Source organism: Promicromonospora sp. NPDC060271, from assembly GCF_042726755.1.
Lineage (GTDB): Bacteria > Actinomycetota > Actinomycetes > Actinomycetales > Cellulomonadaceae > Promicromonospora.
In genome coordinates, this window is the sequence record NZ_JBHXBG010000123.1 from 1 (window position 1) to 16,857 (window position 16,857).

A 16,857-nucleotide genomic window follows, 5' to 3' on the forward strand; every position below is an offset into this window, starting at 1 on the left:
CCCGGGATCCCCGCTCGCTCATGGTCTCGATGTGGCCGACGCCGGCGGCGTCAGCCGTTCACCGTGAATCCCTGCCCGGTGCCGTAGGAGACGTTCTCCTCCTGCCAGGCGGCCAGCCCGTCGAGGATCGAGGACTTGTCGAGCCAGGCCTGGCCGACCGTGTCCGCGAAGATGCTGTTCGCGTACGACTGCCACGGCAGGTACTGCCAGCCCTCGTTGACGTCGGCCGCGCCGCCGCCGAGCACCTCGTTGATCTTCTGGCCGCCGAAGTACTCGGACTCGTAGTTCAGGAACTCCTCGGACTCGAGGTGCTTGACGGTCGCCGGGAAGCCGCCGGTCTCCATGAAGGCCTTGATCGACTCGTCGCTCGAGTTGAGCCACTTCAGGAACCCGGCGGCGAGCAGCTTGTTCTCCGACGCCTCCGGGACGGACTCCGTGCTGCCACCGTTCTCGGCGTTGGCCGGGGTCCCGTCGTACGTCGGCATCGGGGCCACGCGCCACTTGCCCTTGCCGTCGGGCACGCCGTCCTCGAGGATGCCGGGCATCCACGCGCCGAGCGCGACCGACGCGATGGTGCCGTCGCCCAGCGCCTGGTACCACTCGTCACTCCAGCCGGGGAGCTGGCAGATCAGCTCGTCGTCGATGAGCGGCTGGTACATCTCGGCGAACCGGGTGGTGCCCTCGTCGGCCAGGTCGATGGTGACGTTCTCGCCGTCGTTCTGGAACGGGGTGCCGCCGGCCTGCCAGATCATGCTGGTCGTGAAGCCCGGGTCACCGGAGTCGTTCGCGAGGCACTTGTCCGGGTCGTGCTCCTTGATGGCGCGCGCGACCTCGATGTACTCGTCCCAGGTGGTGGGAACCTCGACACCGGCCTCGTCGAACACCTCCTGGTTGTAGAAGAACGCCATGGGGCCGGAGTCCTGCGGCAGACCCCAGATCCCGCCGTTCTGCGACACCGAGCCCCAGGTCGAGGCCGTGTACAGGCTCTCGAGCTCGTCGAACCCGTACGCGGTGAGGTCGGTGAGCTGGCCAGGGAGCTGGAACTGCGGCACGGACTGGTACTCGATCTGCACGACGTCCGGCACGCCCTTGCCGGCCGCGATGGCGTTCTGCAGCTTGGTGTTGGCCTCGCCGGCCCCGACCGTGTCGACGAGCTTCACGTCGACCTCGGGGTACGCCTTCTCGAACTCCTCGACCTGCTTCTCGGCCTGCGGGGTCCACGTCCAGTAGGTGACGGTGCCGCCCTCCTGGAGCGCTGCCTCGATCTCCTCGGCGCTGGCGCCCTCGGTCCCGCCACCACCGCCGCCTTCCTCCCCGCCCGAGCAGGCGGTGAGAGAAGCGGCCAGCAGGGTGGCCAGGGCCCCGAGCGCGACACGTCGGTTGCGGGTGATGGTCATGGTCTTCCTTCTTCCACGTCGTCGTAGTTCAGGTCTTTCGATGTTTCCGGCACACCGGTCATGCCTTCACGCCGCCCGCGCTCAAGCCCGACTGCCAGTACCGCTGGAGCACCAGGAACACGATGACGATCGGCACGATCGTCAGGAACGAACCGGTGATGACCAGGTTGAACACCGGCTGGGCCCCGATACCCGACGCGTCGGCCAGCCACTGGTACAGGCCGAGCGTCAGGGGGTACAGGTCCGGGTCGTTGAGCATGATCAGGGGCAGGAAGTAGTTGTTCCAGGTCGCGACGATCGCGAACAGCGCCACCGTCACGATGCCCGGCGCGAGCAGCCGGAGCGAGATCGTGAAGAAGGTGCGCCACTCACCCGCGCCGTCGACCCGTGCCGCCTCCAGGATCTCCGTCGGCACCGCCTCCGCGGAGAACACCCACATGAGGTAGAGGCCGAACGGCGAGACCAGCGAGGGCAGGATGATCGCCCACATGGTGTTGGTGAGGCCCCACTGACTGAACAGCAGGAACGTGGGCACGGCGAGCGCGGTGCCCGGCACCGCGATCGACCCGAGGATCGTCGCGAACACCGCGTTGCGGCCACGGAACCGGTACTTGGCCAGGCCGTACCCGGCAGCCGTGGCCAGGATCGTGGCGCCGCCGGCGCCGACGACCACGTAGACCAGCGTGTTGCCGAACCACTTGAGGAACACACCGTCGTCGTGGGTCACGACCTGCTGCAGGTTGTCGAACAGGGCGAACGGACCCGAGAACCAGAGGCCGAACGAGCTGAGCAGCTCGGGCTGCGTCTTGGTGATGCTGAAGACCATCCAGGCCAGCGGCAGCACCGAGTAGACGAGCAGCACCCCGAGCAGGACCGTCAGCGTGACCGACTTGCGCGGCCGGAGGTAGGAGTAGCCGGCCATCACGAGTCCCTCCGCGTCCCACGAAGCTGCACGATGTACGCGATGATCGCCGTCACGAGGCCCATAACGATCGCGACGGTTGCCGCGTAGCTCACCTGGTTGCCCTCGAAGCTGAGGTTGTACGCGTAGATGTTGGGCGTGTAGTACGACGAGATCAGGGCCGGCTGGATCTCCTTGAGGATGGTCGGCTCGTTGAAGAGCTGGAAGCTGCCCAGGATCGAGAAGATCGTCGCGATGACGAGCGCCCCGCGGACCGCCGGCAGCTTGATGGCCTGCACTATGCGGAACTGGCCCGCGCCGTCGATGGCGGCGGCCTCGTAGACCTCGGCGGGCACCGTCTTGAGCGCCGCGTACAGGATCAGCATGTTGTAGCCCACGAACTCCCACGTCACGATGTTGCCGATCGCCGTGAGGATCCACTGCTTCGTGTACGGGTCGATGAGAGCGAAGCCCACCAGGTCGTTGACGCTCCCGGTGAGGCCGAGGCGGTCGTCGTACATGAAGCCCCACATCAGCACCGCGACGACCCCGGGCACCGCGTACGGCAGGAACAGCGCGACCCGGAAGATCTCCTTGCCGTGCAGGCGGCCGCTGTCGATCGCGAGCGCGGCGATCAGCGAGAGCGCCAGCATGATCGGGACCTGGACCAGGAGGAACAGCCCGACGCGGCCGGCGCCGTCCCAAAGCTTGGGGTCGGAGAAGGCGGTCACGTAGTTGTCGAGCCCCGCGAAGGTCGTACCGCCCATGAGCTGGTTGCGAAACAGGCTCAGGTACATGGAGTAGACGAGCGGGGTCACGATCATCAGCGCGAACACGACAAGGAACGGCACGACGAAGCTCCAGCCTGCCGCGGACACGCGGAGACTCGGGGAGCGACGGCGGCCCAGCAGAGGTTGGCGACGATCTGGAGCCAATGGGCGGCTGCCTGGCACGGGCGGCACCCCTTTCCCCGGACAGCGGCGTCCGGACTCACCTGGACGTCAATGTCCTAGGCATGCTTCGGGCAACAGGGTTGCCCCACGACGAAATGTGAACGTAAACATCCTCGTGCGCGGTGACTCTGCCACTGCGCTGCGGACGTGTCAACGCCTCGTTCCGCGGTGCGCGGACGACGTTGCGCAACCGCAACTTTGGGGTCCGGTCCAAACGATTTCGTCGGTTGCGCGCGCGGTTCGCACGCCCGGCGGTTACGCGCGGGAACTACGCGCGCGGAGCGGCCGCGCTCCTGCGCACGACGAGCTCTGGGGCGATCAGCTCCGCCGCCGGCTTGCCACCGTCCATCGCGGCGAGGAGCAGTGCGACGCTCCGGCGGCCGAGGTCGACGAACGGCTGGCGCACGGTGGTCAGCGGCGGGATGAAGTGGCCGGAGCCGTCGACGTCGTCGAAGCCCACCACCGAGACGTCGTCGGGCACGGAGACGCCGCACTCCCAGAACGCCCGCAGCAGGCCGAGGGCGAGCTGGTCGTTGGCGGCGAAGACCGCCGTCGGGCCGGTCCCTGCCTTGACCCGCTGCGCCAGGTCCAGGCCCACCATGTAGCCGCGGTCCGCGCTCCAGCCCGCGATCACGGGCTCGGGAACCGGCAGGCCGTGCTCGGTCAGGACGGCCCGCCAGGCCTCCTCGCGCTCGACGGCGTCCAGCCAGTCCGGCGGACCCGCGACGTGCAGGATGCGCTTGTGCCCCAGCTCGATCAGGTGCTCGACGGCGAGCCGTGCGCCGGCCCGCTGGTCCACCGCCAGCGGGATCGTCGGCACGTCCGGATCCAGCTCCCGGGCCGCGATCAGGACCACCGGCACGGGCGCCCGGAACGACTCCACCGCGTCGGCCACGTCGGTGTGCGGCGCGATGACGACGATGCCCTCTACCGCCTGGTCCATGAAGTGCTCCATGGCGTTGTGCATGGTCGCGGCGTCGTACCGGCGCAGCGTCGCGACACTGACGTACCAGCCCTGCTCGCGTGCGGCCTCCTCGACCGCGATCAGCGTGCTCGACGGGCCGAACAGCGGGGACCCCGTCGTCACCACACCGACGGTGTCCGAACGCGCGGTGACCAGGGCCCGTGCCGCGCTGTTGCGGCGGTACCCGAGCTCGGCGATCGCCGCAAGCACCTTCTCCCGCGTCGCCGGGCGCACGCTCCGGTGCCCGTTGAGCACACGGGAGACGGTCTGGTGGGACACGCCGGCGAGGGCTGCTACGTCGGCCATTGCCGGCGGCCGCGTCGTCGCGGGTCGAGAGATGGTCACGGGAGGATCATCCACCCAGCTCGCGGGCGCGGTCACGTGCTGCGGTCGCCGCGGTCAGGAACGAGGCGCGCACACCGCCGTCGTCCAGGGCACGCAGGGCCGCCGCCGTGGTGCCACCCGGCGAGGTGACCTTCTCCCGCAGGAGCACCGGATGCTCGCCCGACTCGTCCATGAGGCGGGACGCGCCGAGCAGGGTCTGGACCGCGAGGCGACGCGCGACGTCACGCGTCAGGCCCAGCAGGACACCCGCCTCGGCGAGGGCGTCGGCGACGTAGAAGACGTACGCGGGACCGGATCCCGAGATGGCCGAGACGGCGTCGAGGTCCTTCTCCGCCGCGCGCACCACGGCCCCCGTGCCGGCGAACAGGTGCTCGACGGCCTGCAGGTGCGCCTCCGTCGCCGCGGCGCCGGGCGCGATCGCCGTGATGCCCGCACCGATCGCCGCGGGGGTGTTGGGCACCGTCCGCACGACGGGGGTGCCCGCGGGCAGCCGCTGCTCGTAGAACGCCGCCGGATGGCCGGCCGCGACCGTGACCACGACGGCGCCGGGCTCGATCGCGCGCGCCGTCTCGTCGAGCAGGGCGCCGACGTCCTTCGGCTTCACACCGACGAGCACGAGACCCGCGCCCCGGACCGCCGACACGTTGTCGCTGGTCGTGGCGACCTGATAGGTCTCGCGCAGGTGCTGAGCCCTTGCCTCGGTACGCACGGTGGCCACGACGTCGGCCGGCGCCCAGCCCGCGGACAGCGCGCCCGCGAGCACCGCCTCACCCATGTTTCCCGCCCCGAGCACTGCAAGTCGCTGATTCACGAGGCCATTCTCCCCCGCGCGCTCACAGGGGGAACGCCGCGTAGAAGTCCTCCATGACGTCGGCCGGACCGGATGCCCGCATGACCGCGGTCCCGTTCTGCCAGACGACGACGGCCTTGCCGCTCTTGGCCGGCACGATCGCGTACTGGCCGACCACCTTCTTGCCGACCTTCACGTCGCCCTCGCTCTCTGCCTCGCCGGCCGACCGGGTCCAGGCGGCGGCCGCGGTGGCCGCCTCGTCCTCCGTCGCCCACTGGCCCGCCAGCAACGCGACCTCGCCCGTGTCGCCGTCGGCGTACTCCGCGTTCCAGGCCTCGAGCGCGCCCTCCCCCTTGGGCTCCTTCGCCTCGGTGAGCGCGCCGAGCGCGAACTGGAGCACCGCGGACGGGAGCGCCTGCTGGAAGGCGGTCTCGTCACCGCTGCGCTCCATCGCCTTGACCGTTGGCGTCGGTACGGCCTCGGTGACGGTCACCGTGGGAACCGGCTGCGGCGTCGCGCCGCCGCGCCAGAGGCCCGGCCACACGAAGCCGGCCACGAGCACCAGGAAGAGCACGATGACGAGCAGCCCCACGACCACCACGAGCCGACGCCTGCGGTACACGGCGGGCGACGCCTTCCTCGCGGTCACCGACGCGGTCGCGCCGGTGCGCGGTGAGTTCGCGCGCTGGTCGGTCATGTCCTTGCTCCCCCGGGCTCTGTCCACCGGGTGCGTCACGGTGGCTCAGCCGAAACCCTATGTCGGGGCACTGACATTCGGGCGGAGGCACGCCCGGTGCTGGACGACCGTCCGGTCAGGCCCGACGGCTCCCTGCCGCCGTCCGGCACACCCAGAGCAGCACGGCGAACCCGAAGGCCGAGATCGCGCACACCGCGAGGAGTCCTCCGAGGTAGGCGGTCAGGCCGTCGTCCAACGGAGCCGTCGCCCGGACGCGGCCCTCCGTCGCCGCGGCCGCCAGGACGGAGAGCACCGCCGTCGGCACGGCGACGGTCCCGAGGAGCACGATCACCGGCAGCGCCGCGCCGTCACCGCCCCCGGCCGGACCGACGTCGTCCTGGCCTGCCCACGCGGCCGGCGCGAGGGCACACACCAGCGACGTCCACGCCACCACCACGAGCACCGCCGCGACGACGTCGGACGGGCGGTGCCAGCGGTCGGCGACCGTCGCCAGGCTCATGGCGCAGGTCGCGGCGGCACCGGCGAGCGCGGTCGCCGGCCGCCAGGTGCGCGGGACCACCAGCAGGAGCGCCGCCCAGGCCGCCGCCACCACCGTGACGTGGCCGCTCGGCAGGGTGTTGACGTCCCGGTTCCACTCGCCGACCAGGCCCGTGCGGTGGAACACCCCGTCCTTGATCACCTGCGTGGTCAGGTTCGATCCCAGGATCACGACGGCTGCCAGACCCGCGGCTGCCGGCCTCCGGCGCAGCAGGCCGATCCCGCACGCCGCCAGGAGGCCGGTCACGAGCCACGGCGGCGAACCGAGGAGCAGCACGGGCTCCACCAGGTGGTTGACGACGTCCTGGAACCGGTCGGCCGTGACGAAGACCCGCTCCTCGACACGCTGTCCCGGCCACGTGGTGACCATCGCCCACCAGACGAGCCAGGTGCCCAGTGCGGCCGCGAGAGCCACGGCCACGCCGGCCGGCCTGACCGTCGGACGACCCGGACCGGACGGGGACACGGAGGCGTGGGGGCCGGTGCGCGATCCGTCGTGGCGCGCCAAGCGCCCTTCGGAGATCGGCATGGTCGAAAAATACCTGACCCCGGTTGCCCGTTCGGACGCCAGCACGACACGACCCCAGGAACCTCAGAACATCATCACTGTCAGTGGCGGCACGTACGGTGGCGCACGTGACCTCATCGACCTCCAAGCGGGCACGGCCCGCGTACCGCTGCGCCGAGTGCGGCTGGACCACCGTCAAGTGGGTCGGCCGCTGCGGGGAGTGCCAGGCGTGGGGCACCGTGAGCGAGGACGGACCGGCGGCGTCCGGACCGCGCACGGCCGCCGTCTCGCCCGCCCGTGAGCCCGCCCGGCCCATCGCCGAGATCGACGTCGAGTCGGCGCGCGCCAACCCGACCGGCATCGGGGAGTTCGACCGGGTGCTCGGCGGCGGGCTGGTCCCTGGCGCGGTGATCCTGCTCGCGGGTGAGCCGGGTGTCGGCAAGTCGACCCTGCTGCTCGACGTGGCGAGCAACGTGGCAGACGGCGCCCTCGGACCCGACGGGTTCGGGTCGCCCAGCACCGTGCTGTACGTGACGGGCGAGGAGTCCGCCGGCCAAGTCCGGCTCCGGGCCGAGCGCATCGGCGCGCTGTCACCGACGCTGCTGCTCGCCGCGGAGACCGACCTCGGGACGGTGCTCGGCCACCTCGAGGTGAACCAGCCGGACATGCTCATCGTCGACTCGGTGCAGACCATCGCGTCCGGGCAGGTGGACGGCGCACCGGGCGGCGTGTCGCAGGTGCGGGAGGTCGCCGCCGCGCTGATCGCCGTGGCGAAGGAACGGCAGATGCCCACGATCCTCGTCGGCCACGTGACCAAGGACGGCTCCGTGGCCGGTCCGCGCACGCTCGAGCACCTGGTCGACGTGGTGTGCCAGTTCGAGGGCGACCGGCACTCGCGCCTGCGCATGATCCGCGCGGTGAAGAACCGGTACGGCCCGACCGACGAGGTCGGCTGCTTCGACCTCTCGGAGAACGGGATCGTCGGGCTGCCCGACCCGTCCGGGCTGTTCCTGTCGCACGCGGGCTCGGGGGTCGCCGGATCGTGCATCACGGTCACGCTGGAGGGGCGCCGCCCGCTCGCCGTCGAGGTGCAGGGGCTCGTGGCGCCGAGCCCCCTGAGCAATCCGCGCCGCGCGACGAGCGGCGTCGACTCCAGCAGGCTCGCCATGATCCTCGCCGTGCTCCAGCGCCACAGCGGCCTCCGCCTCGCCGACCTGGACGTCTACGCCTCGACGGTGGGTGGTGCCCGGATCACCGAGCCTGCCGCGGACCTCGCGGCCGCGCTCGCGCTCGTGTCCGCGCGCGAGGGCCGACCGCTGCCTGGTGCCACCGTCGCCATCGGCGAGGTCGGCCTGGCGGGCGACCTGCGCCCGGTCGCAGGACTGGATCGCCGCCTCGGCGAGGCCGCACGCCTGGGCTTCGCGCATGCCGTCATACCGCACGGGACGGGGGTCAAGGCACCTGAGGGACTCCAGCTCGTCGAGGCCTCGCACATCCGCGACGCCGTCGAGTGGGCCCAGTCGGCGGGCGGGTCGGCGGGCGGGTCGACGGGTAGGCCGGCGGGCGGGTCGACGGGTAGGCCGACGGGCGGCAGAACGCTCCGTGCCGTGGACGACGATTGACCGCTTCGTGAAACGAACTGCTTGTGACCCAGCGCACAGCGTAGGATTTCTTCGTGGCCATGACCTCCTCGCACCCTGACGAGCTGCTCCGGGAGACCTTGGCCGCCGTCGCGCCCGGGACCGAACTCCGCGACGGGCTCGAGCGCATCCTGCGCGGCCGGACCGGCGCGCTCATCGTCCTGGGCCTCGACCCGACGGTCGAACAGATCTGCTCGGGCGGCTTCGCGCTCGACGTCGACTTCTCCGCCACGCGTCTGCGCGAGCTGTCCAAGATGGACGGTGCGGTGGTGCTCGACCGTGCCGCCACCCGCATCCGGAAGGCCGCGGTGCAGCTGCTGCCCGACCCGACCATAGAGACCACCGAGTCGGGCACGCGCCACCGCACGGCCGAACGGGTCGCCAAGCAGACCGGCTTCCCCGTCATCTCCGTAAGCCAGTCCATGCGGATCGTCGCCCTCTACGTGGGCGGGCAGCGGCACGTGCTGGAGGACTCGGACACGATCCTCGGCCGCGCCAACCAGGCCCTCGCGACGCTCGAGCGGTACCGCGCCCGCCTCGACGAGGTGTCGGGCACGCTGTCCGCGCTGGAGATCGAAGACCTGGTCACGGTCCGCGACGTCTGCTCGGTGGTACAGCGCCTCGAGATGGTCGGCCGCATCTCCGACGAGATCGCGGGCTACGTCATCGAACTCGGGGTGGACGGCCGCCTGCTGGCGCTGCAGCTCGACGAGCTGATCGGCGACGTCGGCTCGGACCGTGAGTTCGTGATCCGCGACTACGTGCTGGGCCGCAAGGACCGCACGCTCGCCGACGTGCAGGCCGAGCTCTCCGCGCTCACGTCGCAGCAGCTCCTCGACATGGGGCAGATCGGCCGGATCCTGGACCTGCCCGGCGGCGGGGACGCGCTCGACGCGGCGGTCGCACCGCACGGCTACCGGCTCCTGTCCAAGGTGCCGCGCCTGCCGAACACGACCATCGAGCTGCTCGTCGGCCACTTCAGCAGCCTGCAGAAGCTGCTCGCCGCGAGCGTGGACGACCTCATGTCGGTCGACGGTGTCGGCGAGCAGCGTGCCCGGACCATCCGCGAGGGCCTGTCGAGGCTCGCGGAGTCCAGCATCCTCGAGCGCTACGTCTGACCGACGTCGTTGAGTGCTGGCTATTTGCGCCGTCAGCGCGCCGAAGAGCGCAAATAGCCAGCACTCAACGGTGTGATCAGGGCTTGTCGGTCGGGTTGGCGGACGTGCTCGGACTCGCACTCGGGTCGGGCGACGCGCTCGGGTCGGCCGAGGCCTTCCCGGAAGGGCTGGCGGACGGGCTGCCCGACGGCGAGGGCGACCTGCTCGGCTCCGGCACCGTGTACGTCAGCTGGACGACGTCGCTGGAGGCACCCTCGGCGCCCGCGAGCGTGACCTGGGCCGTGTACCGACCGGCGGACAGCTTGGGCTGCCCCGGCTCGCAGCCGGGCACCGACCGGGAGTCCGACCAGCTCACATCGGTGACGTCGACGTCGCCCGGTCCGAGGAGCAGCAGCCGCTCCTCCTTCTTGGCGCAGTCGGCCGACGACCATGCGCGCTCCGCCGTCGGCTCGCCCACCTCGCCCTCGTAGACGGTGACGGCGAGGTTGTGCCGCGAGGCGTCGACGAGGCACTGCACCTCTCCCTCGTTCCGCAGCAAGACCGTGAACCCGACCCGCACGCCGGGTGTGACGGTGGCGCGGTCCGCGGCGAGGCCCATGTCGAGATCCTCGGGTGCGCACGGCGACGCAGCGGCGTTCGGGTCAACGGGGGCGGGCGGGTTCTCCTTGGCCGACACGATCGACGCTTCGGACCGGGGCCAGGTGACGGCCGCGCCGACACCGCCGACCACCAGGACGGCCAGCACCGCGATCACGCGCCCGAACCGGCGCGGGCGTCTGGTGACGGGGACCTGCTGCCCGCCGCGCCCCTGGGTCCGCTCGGCTCGCTCCGGTGCACTGACCACCTGCTGAACCTCTCGCTGAAGCATGTAGAAACGGTCTGACGTGCGGTGACACCCCGCAGCCACAAAGTACGGCGTCGGGTGCCGCCTCCGTGGCAGCCGCGCCGTCGAGTCGGTCATGTGTCCTGGTTCACGGGCTCCGTGCGGTCCGGAGGGGGCACCGCGCCGGCGGCTCCCGGCTTCGGCAGGGCGCACAGGTGCGGCAGGATGAGACACCGTGACAGCACGGGAGGCGACACGGCGTACCGAGGTGCGCTCCGGCGTCGTGCGGTGGTTCGACGGCGCCGCACGCGAGCTGCCCTGGCGCGCACCCGACCGGACGCCGTGGGGTGTGCTCGTCAGCGAGGTGATGCTCCAGCAGACCCCCGTCGTACGCGTGGAACCCGCCTGGCGCGCGTGGCTGGAGCAGTGGCCGACACCCGCGGACCTGGCGGAGGCGCCGACCGCCGACGTGCTGCGCGCCTGGGGCCGGCTCGGCTACCCGCGCCGCGCGCTGCGGCTGCAGGAGTGCGCGAGGGTGATCGTCGAACGGCACGACGGCGTCGTACCGCGGACCGAGGAGGAGCTGCGCGCGCTGCCCGGCGTCGGCGAGTACACGGCCGCCGCGGTCCTCGCGTTCGCCTACGGGAAGCGCTCGGTCGTGGTGGACACGAACGTGCGCCGGGTGCTCGCGCGGGCGGTCGGCGGGACGGCCCTGCCCGCGCCGTCGTACACGGCGGCCGAACGGGCCCTGGCGACCGCGCTCGCACCGCCCGGGGACACGGAGGCCGCCCGCTGGGCCGCCGCGTCGATGGAGCTGGGCGCGCTGGTCTGCACCGCGAAGGCACCGAAGTGCGGCGCCTGCCCGGTCGCGGAGCTGTGCGCGTGGCGGCGCGCGGGCTCACCACCGGACGCGCTCGCCGACCGACGTCGCACCCAGGGGTGGGCTGGTACCGACCGGCAGGCTCGCGGCCGGGTCATGGCCGAGCTCCGGCAGGCGGCCGAGCCCGTGGACCGGGCCCTTCTCGCGTCCCTGTGGCACGACCCGGGGCAGCTCGACCGCGCGATCGCCGGCCTGATCGAGGACGGCCTGGCGGAACAGGACGAGGCGAACCGCCTCCACCTGCCGAGGTAGAGCGTGCGTCCGGACGCGCGCTCTACCTCGGCGAGGGGCGGGTCCGGGTCAGAGCTCCAGGAGCATGCGGGAGTTGCCGAGGGTGTTGGGCTTCACGCGGGCCAGGTCGAGGAACTCGGCCACGCCCTCGTCGTACGAGCGCAGCAGCTCGGCGTACACCTCAGGGGTCACGGGCGTGCCGTCGATCTCCCGGAACCCGTGCGCCGCGAAGAAGTCGACCTCGAACGTCAGGCAGAACACGCGGCGCAGGCCCAGCGCCCGCGCCCGCTCGATCAGTGCCTCGAGCAGCGTGTGCCCCACCCGGCGGCCCCTCCAGTCGCGGTGCACTGCCAGCGTGCGCACCTCGGCGAGGTCGTCCCACATCACGTGGAGCGCCCCGCAGCCCACTGCGGTGTCGCCCGCGGCGCCGGCCGGGTCGGTCGCCACCATGAACTCCTGGACCGCCTCGTAGTACCCCACCATCTCGTACGGCCGGAGGATGCGTTCCTGGCTGAGCGGCTCGACGAGATCGCGGATGGAGCGCACGTCGGCGGGGAGGGCGGGTCGGATCACAGGCGCGGTCCGCGACTCGGATGTCGTCACGCCGACACACTACGGCCGGGGCCGCACACGGTGCCCGCGGCCCCCACCAGGCGGGCATACCAGGCCACGACCACAAGCGGGCAGTTCAGACGAATCGAAGGGCCGATCGGACTGTGAGCAAGAGAACCTCCCAACACACCCCACTTCACAGGGCAAAGGTGTTGCCAAGTGACGGAATGCATGGTGAGTTTGGCGCATGGCATCCACACGGCTGACCGCAGACGCGAGAACACAGGCGCTGGCCGCACTGGAAGCCAGCGTGAGTCCCTCGGCCGAGCTCGACGTCCTGGTGATCGGAGGCGGCGTCACCGGCGCCGGCATCGCGCTGGACGCTGTCACGCGCGGGCTGTCCACCGCCGTGGTCGAGGCGCAGGACTGGGCGCAGGGCACCTCCAGCCGCAGCAGCAAGCTGGTCCACGGCGGGCTGCGCTACCTGCAGATGCTCGACTTCGAGCTGGTCCACGAGGCCCTCACCGAACGAGACCTCCTGCTCCGGGACCTCGCACCGCACCTGGTGCGACCGGTCCCGTTCCTGTATCCGCTGGAGCACCGCGTCTGGGAGCGCGCCTACGTCGGCGCGGGCATCCTGATGTACGACGTGCTCGCGACGCTCACACCGGGTCGCCGCCCGATGCCGTTCCACCGGCACCTGAGCAAGAACCGGATGGAGGCCAAGTTCCCGGACCTGGCGCACGACGCCGCGGTGGGCGCCGTCCAGTACTGGGACGCGTCGGTCGACGACGCCCGCCTGGTCGCGACCCTGATCCGCACCGCCGCGAGCTACGGCGCGCACGCCGCGAGCCGCACCCAGGTCGTGAGCCTGACGCAGGGCGCGACGGGCGCTGTGAACGGCGCGGTGGTCGTTGACCTGGAGACGGGCAAGGAGATCACCGTCCGGGCCCGCTCGGTCATCAACGCGACAGGCGTGTGGACAGAGGAGACCGAGGCCCTCGCGGGTTCGGAGGGCGGGCTCCGGGTCCTCGCCAGCAAGGGCGTACACATCGTCGTCCCGCGGGAACGCATCCGGGGCAACGCCGGGCTGATCCTGCAGACGGAGAAGTCCGTGCTGTTCGTCATCCCGTGGAGCCGGTACTGGATCATCGGGACCACCGACACCCCGTGGAGTCTCGACCCGACCCACCCCGTGGCGACGAGCGCCGACATCGACTACGTGCTCGACCACGCCAACGCCGTGCTGGCACACCCCCTGAGCAGGGAAGACATCATCGGCACCTACGCGGGCCTGCGTCCGCTGCTCCAGCCGGGCACCAAGGCGGGCACGAGCAGCGCGAAGGTCAGCCGTGAGCACACGGTGGCCTCGCCTACGCCCGGCCTCACCGTGATCGCCGGAGGCAAGCTGACGACCTACCGGATCATGGCGAAGGACGCCGTCGACTTCGCCATCGGGCAGCGCTCCGCGGCACTTCCCTCGATCACGCACCAGATCCCGCTCACGGGCGCCGTCGGGCTGCGGGCCGTGCAGCGGCAGGCGCGCACGTGGGGCAAGCGGTTCGGCTGGACTCCCCCGCTGCTCGACCACCTGCTGCACCGGTACGGCGCGAACCTCGCCGAGATCGTCGAGCTGTGCGACGTCGACCCGACGCTCGCCGCGCCGCTCGAGCACGCCCCGGCCTATCTCCGGGCCGAGGCCCACTACGCCGTCAGCCACGAGGGCGCCCTCCACCTGGAGGACGTGCTGGCGCACCGCACGCGGCTCGTCTACGAGATCGTGGACCGGGGCACGGAGGCGGCCGCGGAGGTCGCGTCCGTCGTCGCGCCACTGCTCGGCTGGGACGCGTCCGACGAGGAACGGGAGGTCCGCGCGTGGCAGGCGCGGATCGAGGCAGAACGCCATGCCGAGGAAGCACCCGACGACGAGGCTGCCGAACGGGCACGCCTGGCCACCCCTGACGTGGCTGCCATGCAGCCGCTCCGAAACTAAGGATCCCTGACCACCACTACCAGATTGCCGACGGGCTACCGCAGAGGCACCGCCGGGTTCACCCCCGTACGCCGACAGAGCAGTCGGCAGAAAGCGAGTCAGTGATGAACGCATTCACGGACATCATGGTGCCGGAGTTCCTTGGCACGATGATCCTGATCCTCGGCGGCGCCGGCGTGGTGGCGAACGTCATCCTCCCCAAGAACAAGGGGTTCAACGGCGGCTGGCTGCTCATCAACTTCGGGTGGGGCCTGGCGGTCTTCGCCGGCGTGTTCGTCTCGATGAAGTCCGGGGCGCACATCAACCCCGCGGTGACGCTCGGCATCCTGTCCAGCGGCGCCGAGGAGTTCGCAGAGGGCGTCCCCGCCAACTTCGTCAACATGATCTTCTACTGGGTCGCTCAGCTCGCCGGCGCCTTCGTCGGTGCCGTCCTCGCATACCTGGCGCACAAGCAGCACTTCGACCTGGACGCCGATCCGGCCGTCAAGCTCGGCGTCTTCTCCACCGGTCCGGAGATCCGCTCGTACGCGTGGAACTTCGTCACCGAGGCGATCGCCACGTTCATGCTGGTCTTCGTGATCCTGTCGTTCGGCAACTCGCCCGTCGACCTGGGCCCGCTCGCGGCCGCCCTCCTCGTCGTCGGTATCGGCGCGAGCCTCGGTGGGCCCACCGGGTACGCGATCAACCCCGCGCGTGACTTCGGCCCGCGCATCGCACACTTCGTCCTGCCCATCCCCGGCAAGGGCTCCAGCGACTGGGCCTACTCGTGGGTGCCGGTGGTCGGGCCGCTGGTAGGCGGCGCGCTCGGCGGCCTGGTCGCGGCGGCCGTGGCCTGACCGGGTAGCGGCCGCATCTCGAACCTGACACAGACAAGGGAGTCAACACCGATGGCTGACTACGTACTCGCGATCGACCAGGGCACCACGAGCACCAGGGCGATCGTGTTCAACCACTCCGGGACCATCGTGTCCACCGGCCAGCTGGAGCACGACCAGATCTTCCCCAAGGCCGGCTGGGTGGAGCACAACCCGGAGCAGATCTGGGACAACACCCGCCAGGTGGTGGGGCTCGCGCTGACCAAGGCCAACCTGAACCACACCGACCTCGCGGCCGTGGGCATCACCAACCAGCGCGAGACCACCGTGGTCTGGGACAAGACGACCGGCAAGCCGGTCTACAACGCCATCGTGTGGCAGGACACGCGCACGCAGGCCATCGTCGACGAGCTCGCGGGGTCCGAGGGCGCGGACAAGTACAAGTCGATCGTCGGCCTGCCGCTGGCCACCTACTTCTCCGGTCCCAAGGTGAAGTGGATCCTCGACAACGTCGAGGGCGCACGGGAGGCCGCCGAGCGCGGTGACCTCCTGTTCGGCAACACCGACGCGTGGGTCCTGTGGAACATGACCGGCGGGCCCGAGGGCGGCGTGCACGTCACCGACGTCACGAACGCGTCGCGCACGATGCTCATGGACCTCGACACGCTGTCCTGGCGCGAGGACATCGCGGCGGACATGGGCATCCCGCTCTCGATGCTGCCCGAGATCCGCTCCTCCTCCGAGGTGTACGGCAACGGCCGCCCGCGGGGGATGGTGCCCGGCGTGCCGATCTCCGGCATCCTCGGCGACCAGCAGGCGGCGACGTTCGGGCAGGCGTGCTTCGAGGTCGGTACCGCGAAGAACACGTACGGCACCGGCAACTTCATGCTGCTCAACACCGGCACCGAGAAGGTCCCGTCCGAGAACGGCCTGCTCACCACCGTCTGCTACAAGATCGGCGACGCGGCTCCGATCTACGCCCTCGAAGGATCCATCGCCGTCACGGGATCGCTGATCCAGTGGCTCCGCGACAACCTCGGCCTGTTCCACGACGCGCCCGACGTCGAGTGGTACGCCCGCAAGGTCGAGGACAACGGTGGCGCCTACTTCGTGCCCGCGTTCTCCGGCCTGTTCGCGCCGTACTGGCGGCCGGACGCCCGCGGCGCGCTCGTCGGTCTGACCCGGTACGTGAACCGGAACCACATCGCGCGGGCCGCGCTGGAGGCGACGGCGTTCCAGACCCGCGAGGTCATGGACGCCATGAACGCCGACTCCGGCGTGGACCTCACCGAGCTCAAGGTCGACGGCGGCATGGTCGCCAACGAGCTGCTCATGCAGTTCCAGGCGGACCAGCTCGGGGTGCCCGTCGTCCGGCCCGTCGTCGCCGAGACGACGGCGCTCGGCGCGGCGTACGCGGCGGGCATCGCGGTCGGTTTCTGGAACGGGGAGGCGGACGTGATCGCGAACTGGGCCGAGGACCGGCGGTGGGAGCCTTCCATGGCGGAGGACGAGCGGGAGCGTCAGTACCGGAGCTGGAAGAAGGCCGTGACGAAGACGTTCGACTGGGTGGACTCTGACGTGTCTTGAGTTTCGCGGCTCTCCGTGGCTGGGTCCGGTGGCTGGTCCGATGGCTGGGTCCGCGGAGGGCAAGGAAGGCCTTGTCCGGCAGTAAGACGTTCCCGAAGTGGAGCGCCCCCTGGGGCGCGTGAACGC

15 protein-coding genes are annotated in these 16,857 nt (G+C 71.0%); 6 read left to right on the plus strand and 9 right to left on the minus strand.

The features are described from left to right. Positions 1–50 precede the first annotated feature (50 nt). The 7 genes from ACFWE2_RS17900 to ACFWE2_RS17930 form a co-directional block, all read right to left on the minus strand. The gene (locus ACFWE2_RS17900; protein WP_377225569.1) at positions 51–1,397 is read right to left on the minus strand and encodes an ABC transporter substrate-binding protein; all 1,347 of its coding nucleotides are present in this window, start codon (positions 1,395–1,397) and stop codon (positions 51–53) included. 58 nt (positions 1,398–1,455) lie between these two features. After that, complete coding sequence (locus ACFWE2_RS17905) at positions 1,456–2,319, minus strand: carbohydrate ABC transporter permease (protein WP_377225570.1); 864 nt, start codon at positions 2,317–2,319, stop codon at positions 1,456–1,458. Then, on the minus strand, positions 2,319–3,176 hold the full coding sequence (locus ACFWE2_RS17910) for a carbohydrate ABC transporter permease (protein ID WP_377225571.1): 858 nt from the start codon (positions 3,174–3,176) through the stop codon (positions 2,319–2,321). The genes ACFWE2_RS17905 and ACFWE2_RS17910 overlap by 1 nt, the downstream gene beginning before the upstream one ends. A 343-nt stretch (positions 3,177–3,519) precedes the next feature. Continuing rightward, on the minus strand, positions 3,520–4,521 hold the full coding sequence (locus ACFWE2_RS17915; protein ID WP_116673460.1) for a LacI family DNA-binding transcriptional regulator: 1,002 nt from the start codon (positions 4,519–4,521) through the stop codon (positions 3,520–3,522). Positions 4,522–4,567: 46 nt separating this feature from the next. Next, positions 4,568–5,371, minus strand: a complete 804-nt coding sequence (proC, locus tag ACFWE2_RS17920) for a pyrroline-5-carboxylate reductase (RefSeq protein WP_377225572.1) — start codon at positions 5,369–5,371, stop codon at positions 4,568–4,570. Between the two features lie 22 nt (positions 5,372–5,393). After that, on the minus strand, positions 5,394–6,047 hold the full coding sequence (locus ACFWE2_RS17925; RefSeq protein WP_377225573.1) for a hypothetical protein: 654 nt from the start codon (positions 6,045–6,047) through the stop codon (positions 5,394–5,396). Between the two features lie 115 nt (positions 6,048–6,162). After that, positions 6,163–7,113: a phosphatase PAP2 family protein gene (locus tag ACFWE2_RS17930; RefSeq protein ID WP_377225574.1), complete on the minus strand. Its 951-nt coding sequence runs from the start codon at positions 7,111–7,113 to the stop codon at positions 6,163–6,165. Positions 7,114–7,220: 107 nt separating this feature from the next. On the opposite strand from ACFWE2_RS17930, the gene radA reads away from it, so the two are divergent. Together radA and disA are read left to right on the plus strand one after the other, a co-directional pair. Then, entirely contained in the window at positions 7,221–8,714 is a 1,494-nt protein-coding gene (radA, locus tag ACFWE2_RS17935) for a DNA repair protein RadA (RefSeq protein WP_377225575.1), read from the plus strand. Positions 8,715–8,773: 59 nt separating this feature from the next. After that, positions 8,774–9,850 (plus strand): DNA integrity scanning diadenylate cyclase DisA, encoded by a 1,077-nt coding sequence (gene disA, locus ACFWE2_RS17940; RefSeq protein ID WP_377225582.1) that lies wholly within the window; start codon positions 8,774–8,776, stop codon positions 9,848–9,850. 76 nt (positions 9,851–9,926) lie between these two features. Here disA and ACFWE2_RS17945 read toward each other — a convergent pair whose 3' ends face one another. Next, entirely contained in the window at positions 9,927–10,718 is a 792-nt protein-coding gene (locus ACFWE2_RS17945; RefSeq protein ID WP_377225576.1) for a hypothetical protein, read from the minus strand. Positions 10,719–10,908: 190 nt separating this feature from the next. Here ACFWE2_RS17945 and ACFWE2_RS17950 point away from each other — a divergent pair, with 190 nt between their 5' ends. Further along, positions 10,909–11,805 (plus strand): A/G-specific adenine glycosylase, encoded by an 897-nt coding sequence (locus tag ACFWE2_RS17950; RefSeq protein ID WP_377225577.1) that lies wholly within the window; start codon positions 10,909–10,911, stop codon positions 11,803–11,805. A gap of 48 nt (positions 11,806–11,853) precedes the next feature. Here ACFWE2_RS17950 and ACFWE2_RS17955 read toward each other — a convergent pair whose 3' ends face one another. Further along, entirely contained in the window at positions 11,854–12,387 is a 534-nt protein-coding gene (locus ACFWE2_RS17955; protein ID WP_377225578.1) for an amino-acid N-acetyltransferase, read from the minus strand. Positions 12,388–12,583: 196 nt separating this feature from the next. Here ACFWE2_RS17955 and ACFWE2_RS17960 point away from each other — a divergent pair, with 196 nt between their 5' ends. From ACFWE2_RS17960 to glpK, 3 genes are all read left to right on the plus strand, one after another. Further along, positions 12,584–14,329, plus strand: a complete 1,746-nt coding sequence (locus ACFWE2_RS17960; protein WP_377225579.1) for an FAD-dependent oxidoreductase — start codon at positions 12,584–12,586, stop codon at positions 14,327–14,329. Between the two features lie 104 nt (positions 14,330–14,433). Next, positions 14,434–15,165, plus strand: coding sequence for an MIP/aquaporin family protein (locus tag ACFWE2_RS17965; protein ID WP_377225580.1), 732 nt, complete (start codon positions 14,434–14,436; stop codon positions 15,163–15,165). Positions 15,166–15,216: 51 nt separating this feature from the next. Then, the gene (glpK, locus tag ACFWE2_RS17970; protein WP_377225581.1) at positions 15,217–16,731 is read left to right on the plus strand and encodes a glycerol kinase GlpK; all 1,515 of its coding nucleotides are present in this window, start codon (positions 15,217–15,219) and stop codon (positions 16,729–16,731) included. The last annotated feature ends 126 nt before the right edge of the window (positions 16,732–16,857 follow it).

Bases quoted from the DNA above. Each gene is read 5' to 3' on its own strand.
- ACFWE2_RS17900 (WP_377225569.1), bottom strand. From the start codon at position 1,397: ATGACCATCACCCGCAACCGACGTGTCGCGCTCGGGGCCCTGGCCACC.
- disA (WP_377225582.1), top strand. From the start codon at position 8,774: ATGACCTCCTCGCACCCTGACGAGCTGCTCCGGGAGACCTTGGCCGCC.
- ACFWE2_RS17960 (WP_377225579.1), top strand. From the start codon at position 12,584: ATGGCATCCACACGGCTGACCGCAGACGCGAGAACACAGGCGCTGGCC.
- ACFWE2_RS17925 (WP_377225573.1), bottom strand. From the start codon at position 6,047: ATGACCGACCAGCGCGCGAACTCACCGCGCACCGGCGCGACCGCGTCG.
- ACFWE2_RS17905 (WP_377225570.1), bottom strand. From the start codon at position 2,319: ATGGCCGGCTACTCCTACCTCCGGCCGCGCAAGTCGGTCACGCTGACG.
- ACFWE2_RS17915 (WP_116673460.1), bottom strand. From the start codon at position 4,521: ATGGCCGACGTAGCAGCCCTCGCCGGCGTGTCCCACCAGACCGTCTCC.
- glpK (WP_377225581.1), top strand. From the start codon at position 15,217: ATGGCTGACTACGTACTCGCGATCGACCAGGGCACCACGAGCACCAGG.
- ACFWE2_RS17945 (WP_377225576.1), bottom strand. From the start codon at position 10,718: ATGCTTCAGCGAGAGGTTCAGCAGGTGGTCAGTGCACCGGAGCGAGCC.
- ACFWE2_RS17930 (WP_377225574.1), bottom strand. From the start codon at position 7,113: ATGCCGATCTCCGAAGGGCGCTTGGCGCGCCACGACGGATCGCGCACC.
- ACFWE2_RS17965 (WP_377225580.1), top strand. From the start codon at position 14,434: ATGAACGCATTCACGGACATCATGGTGCCGGAGTTCCTTGGCACGATG.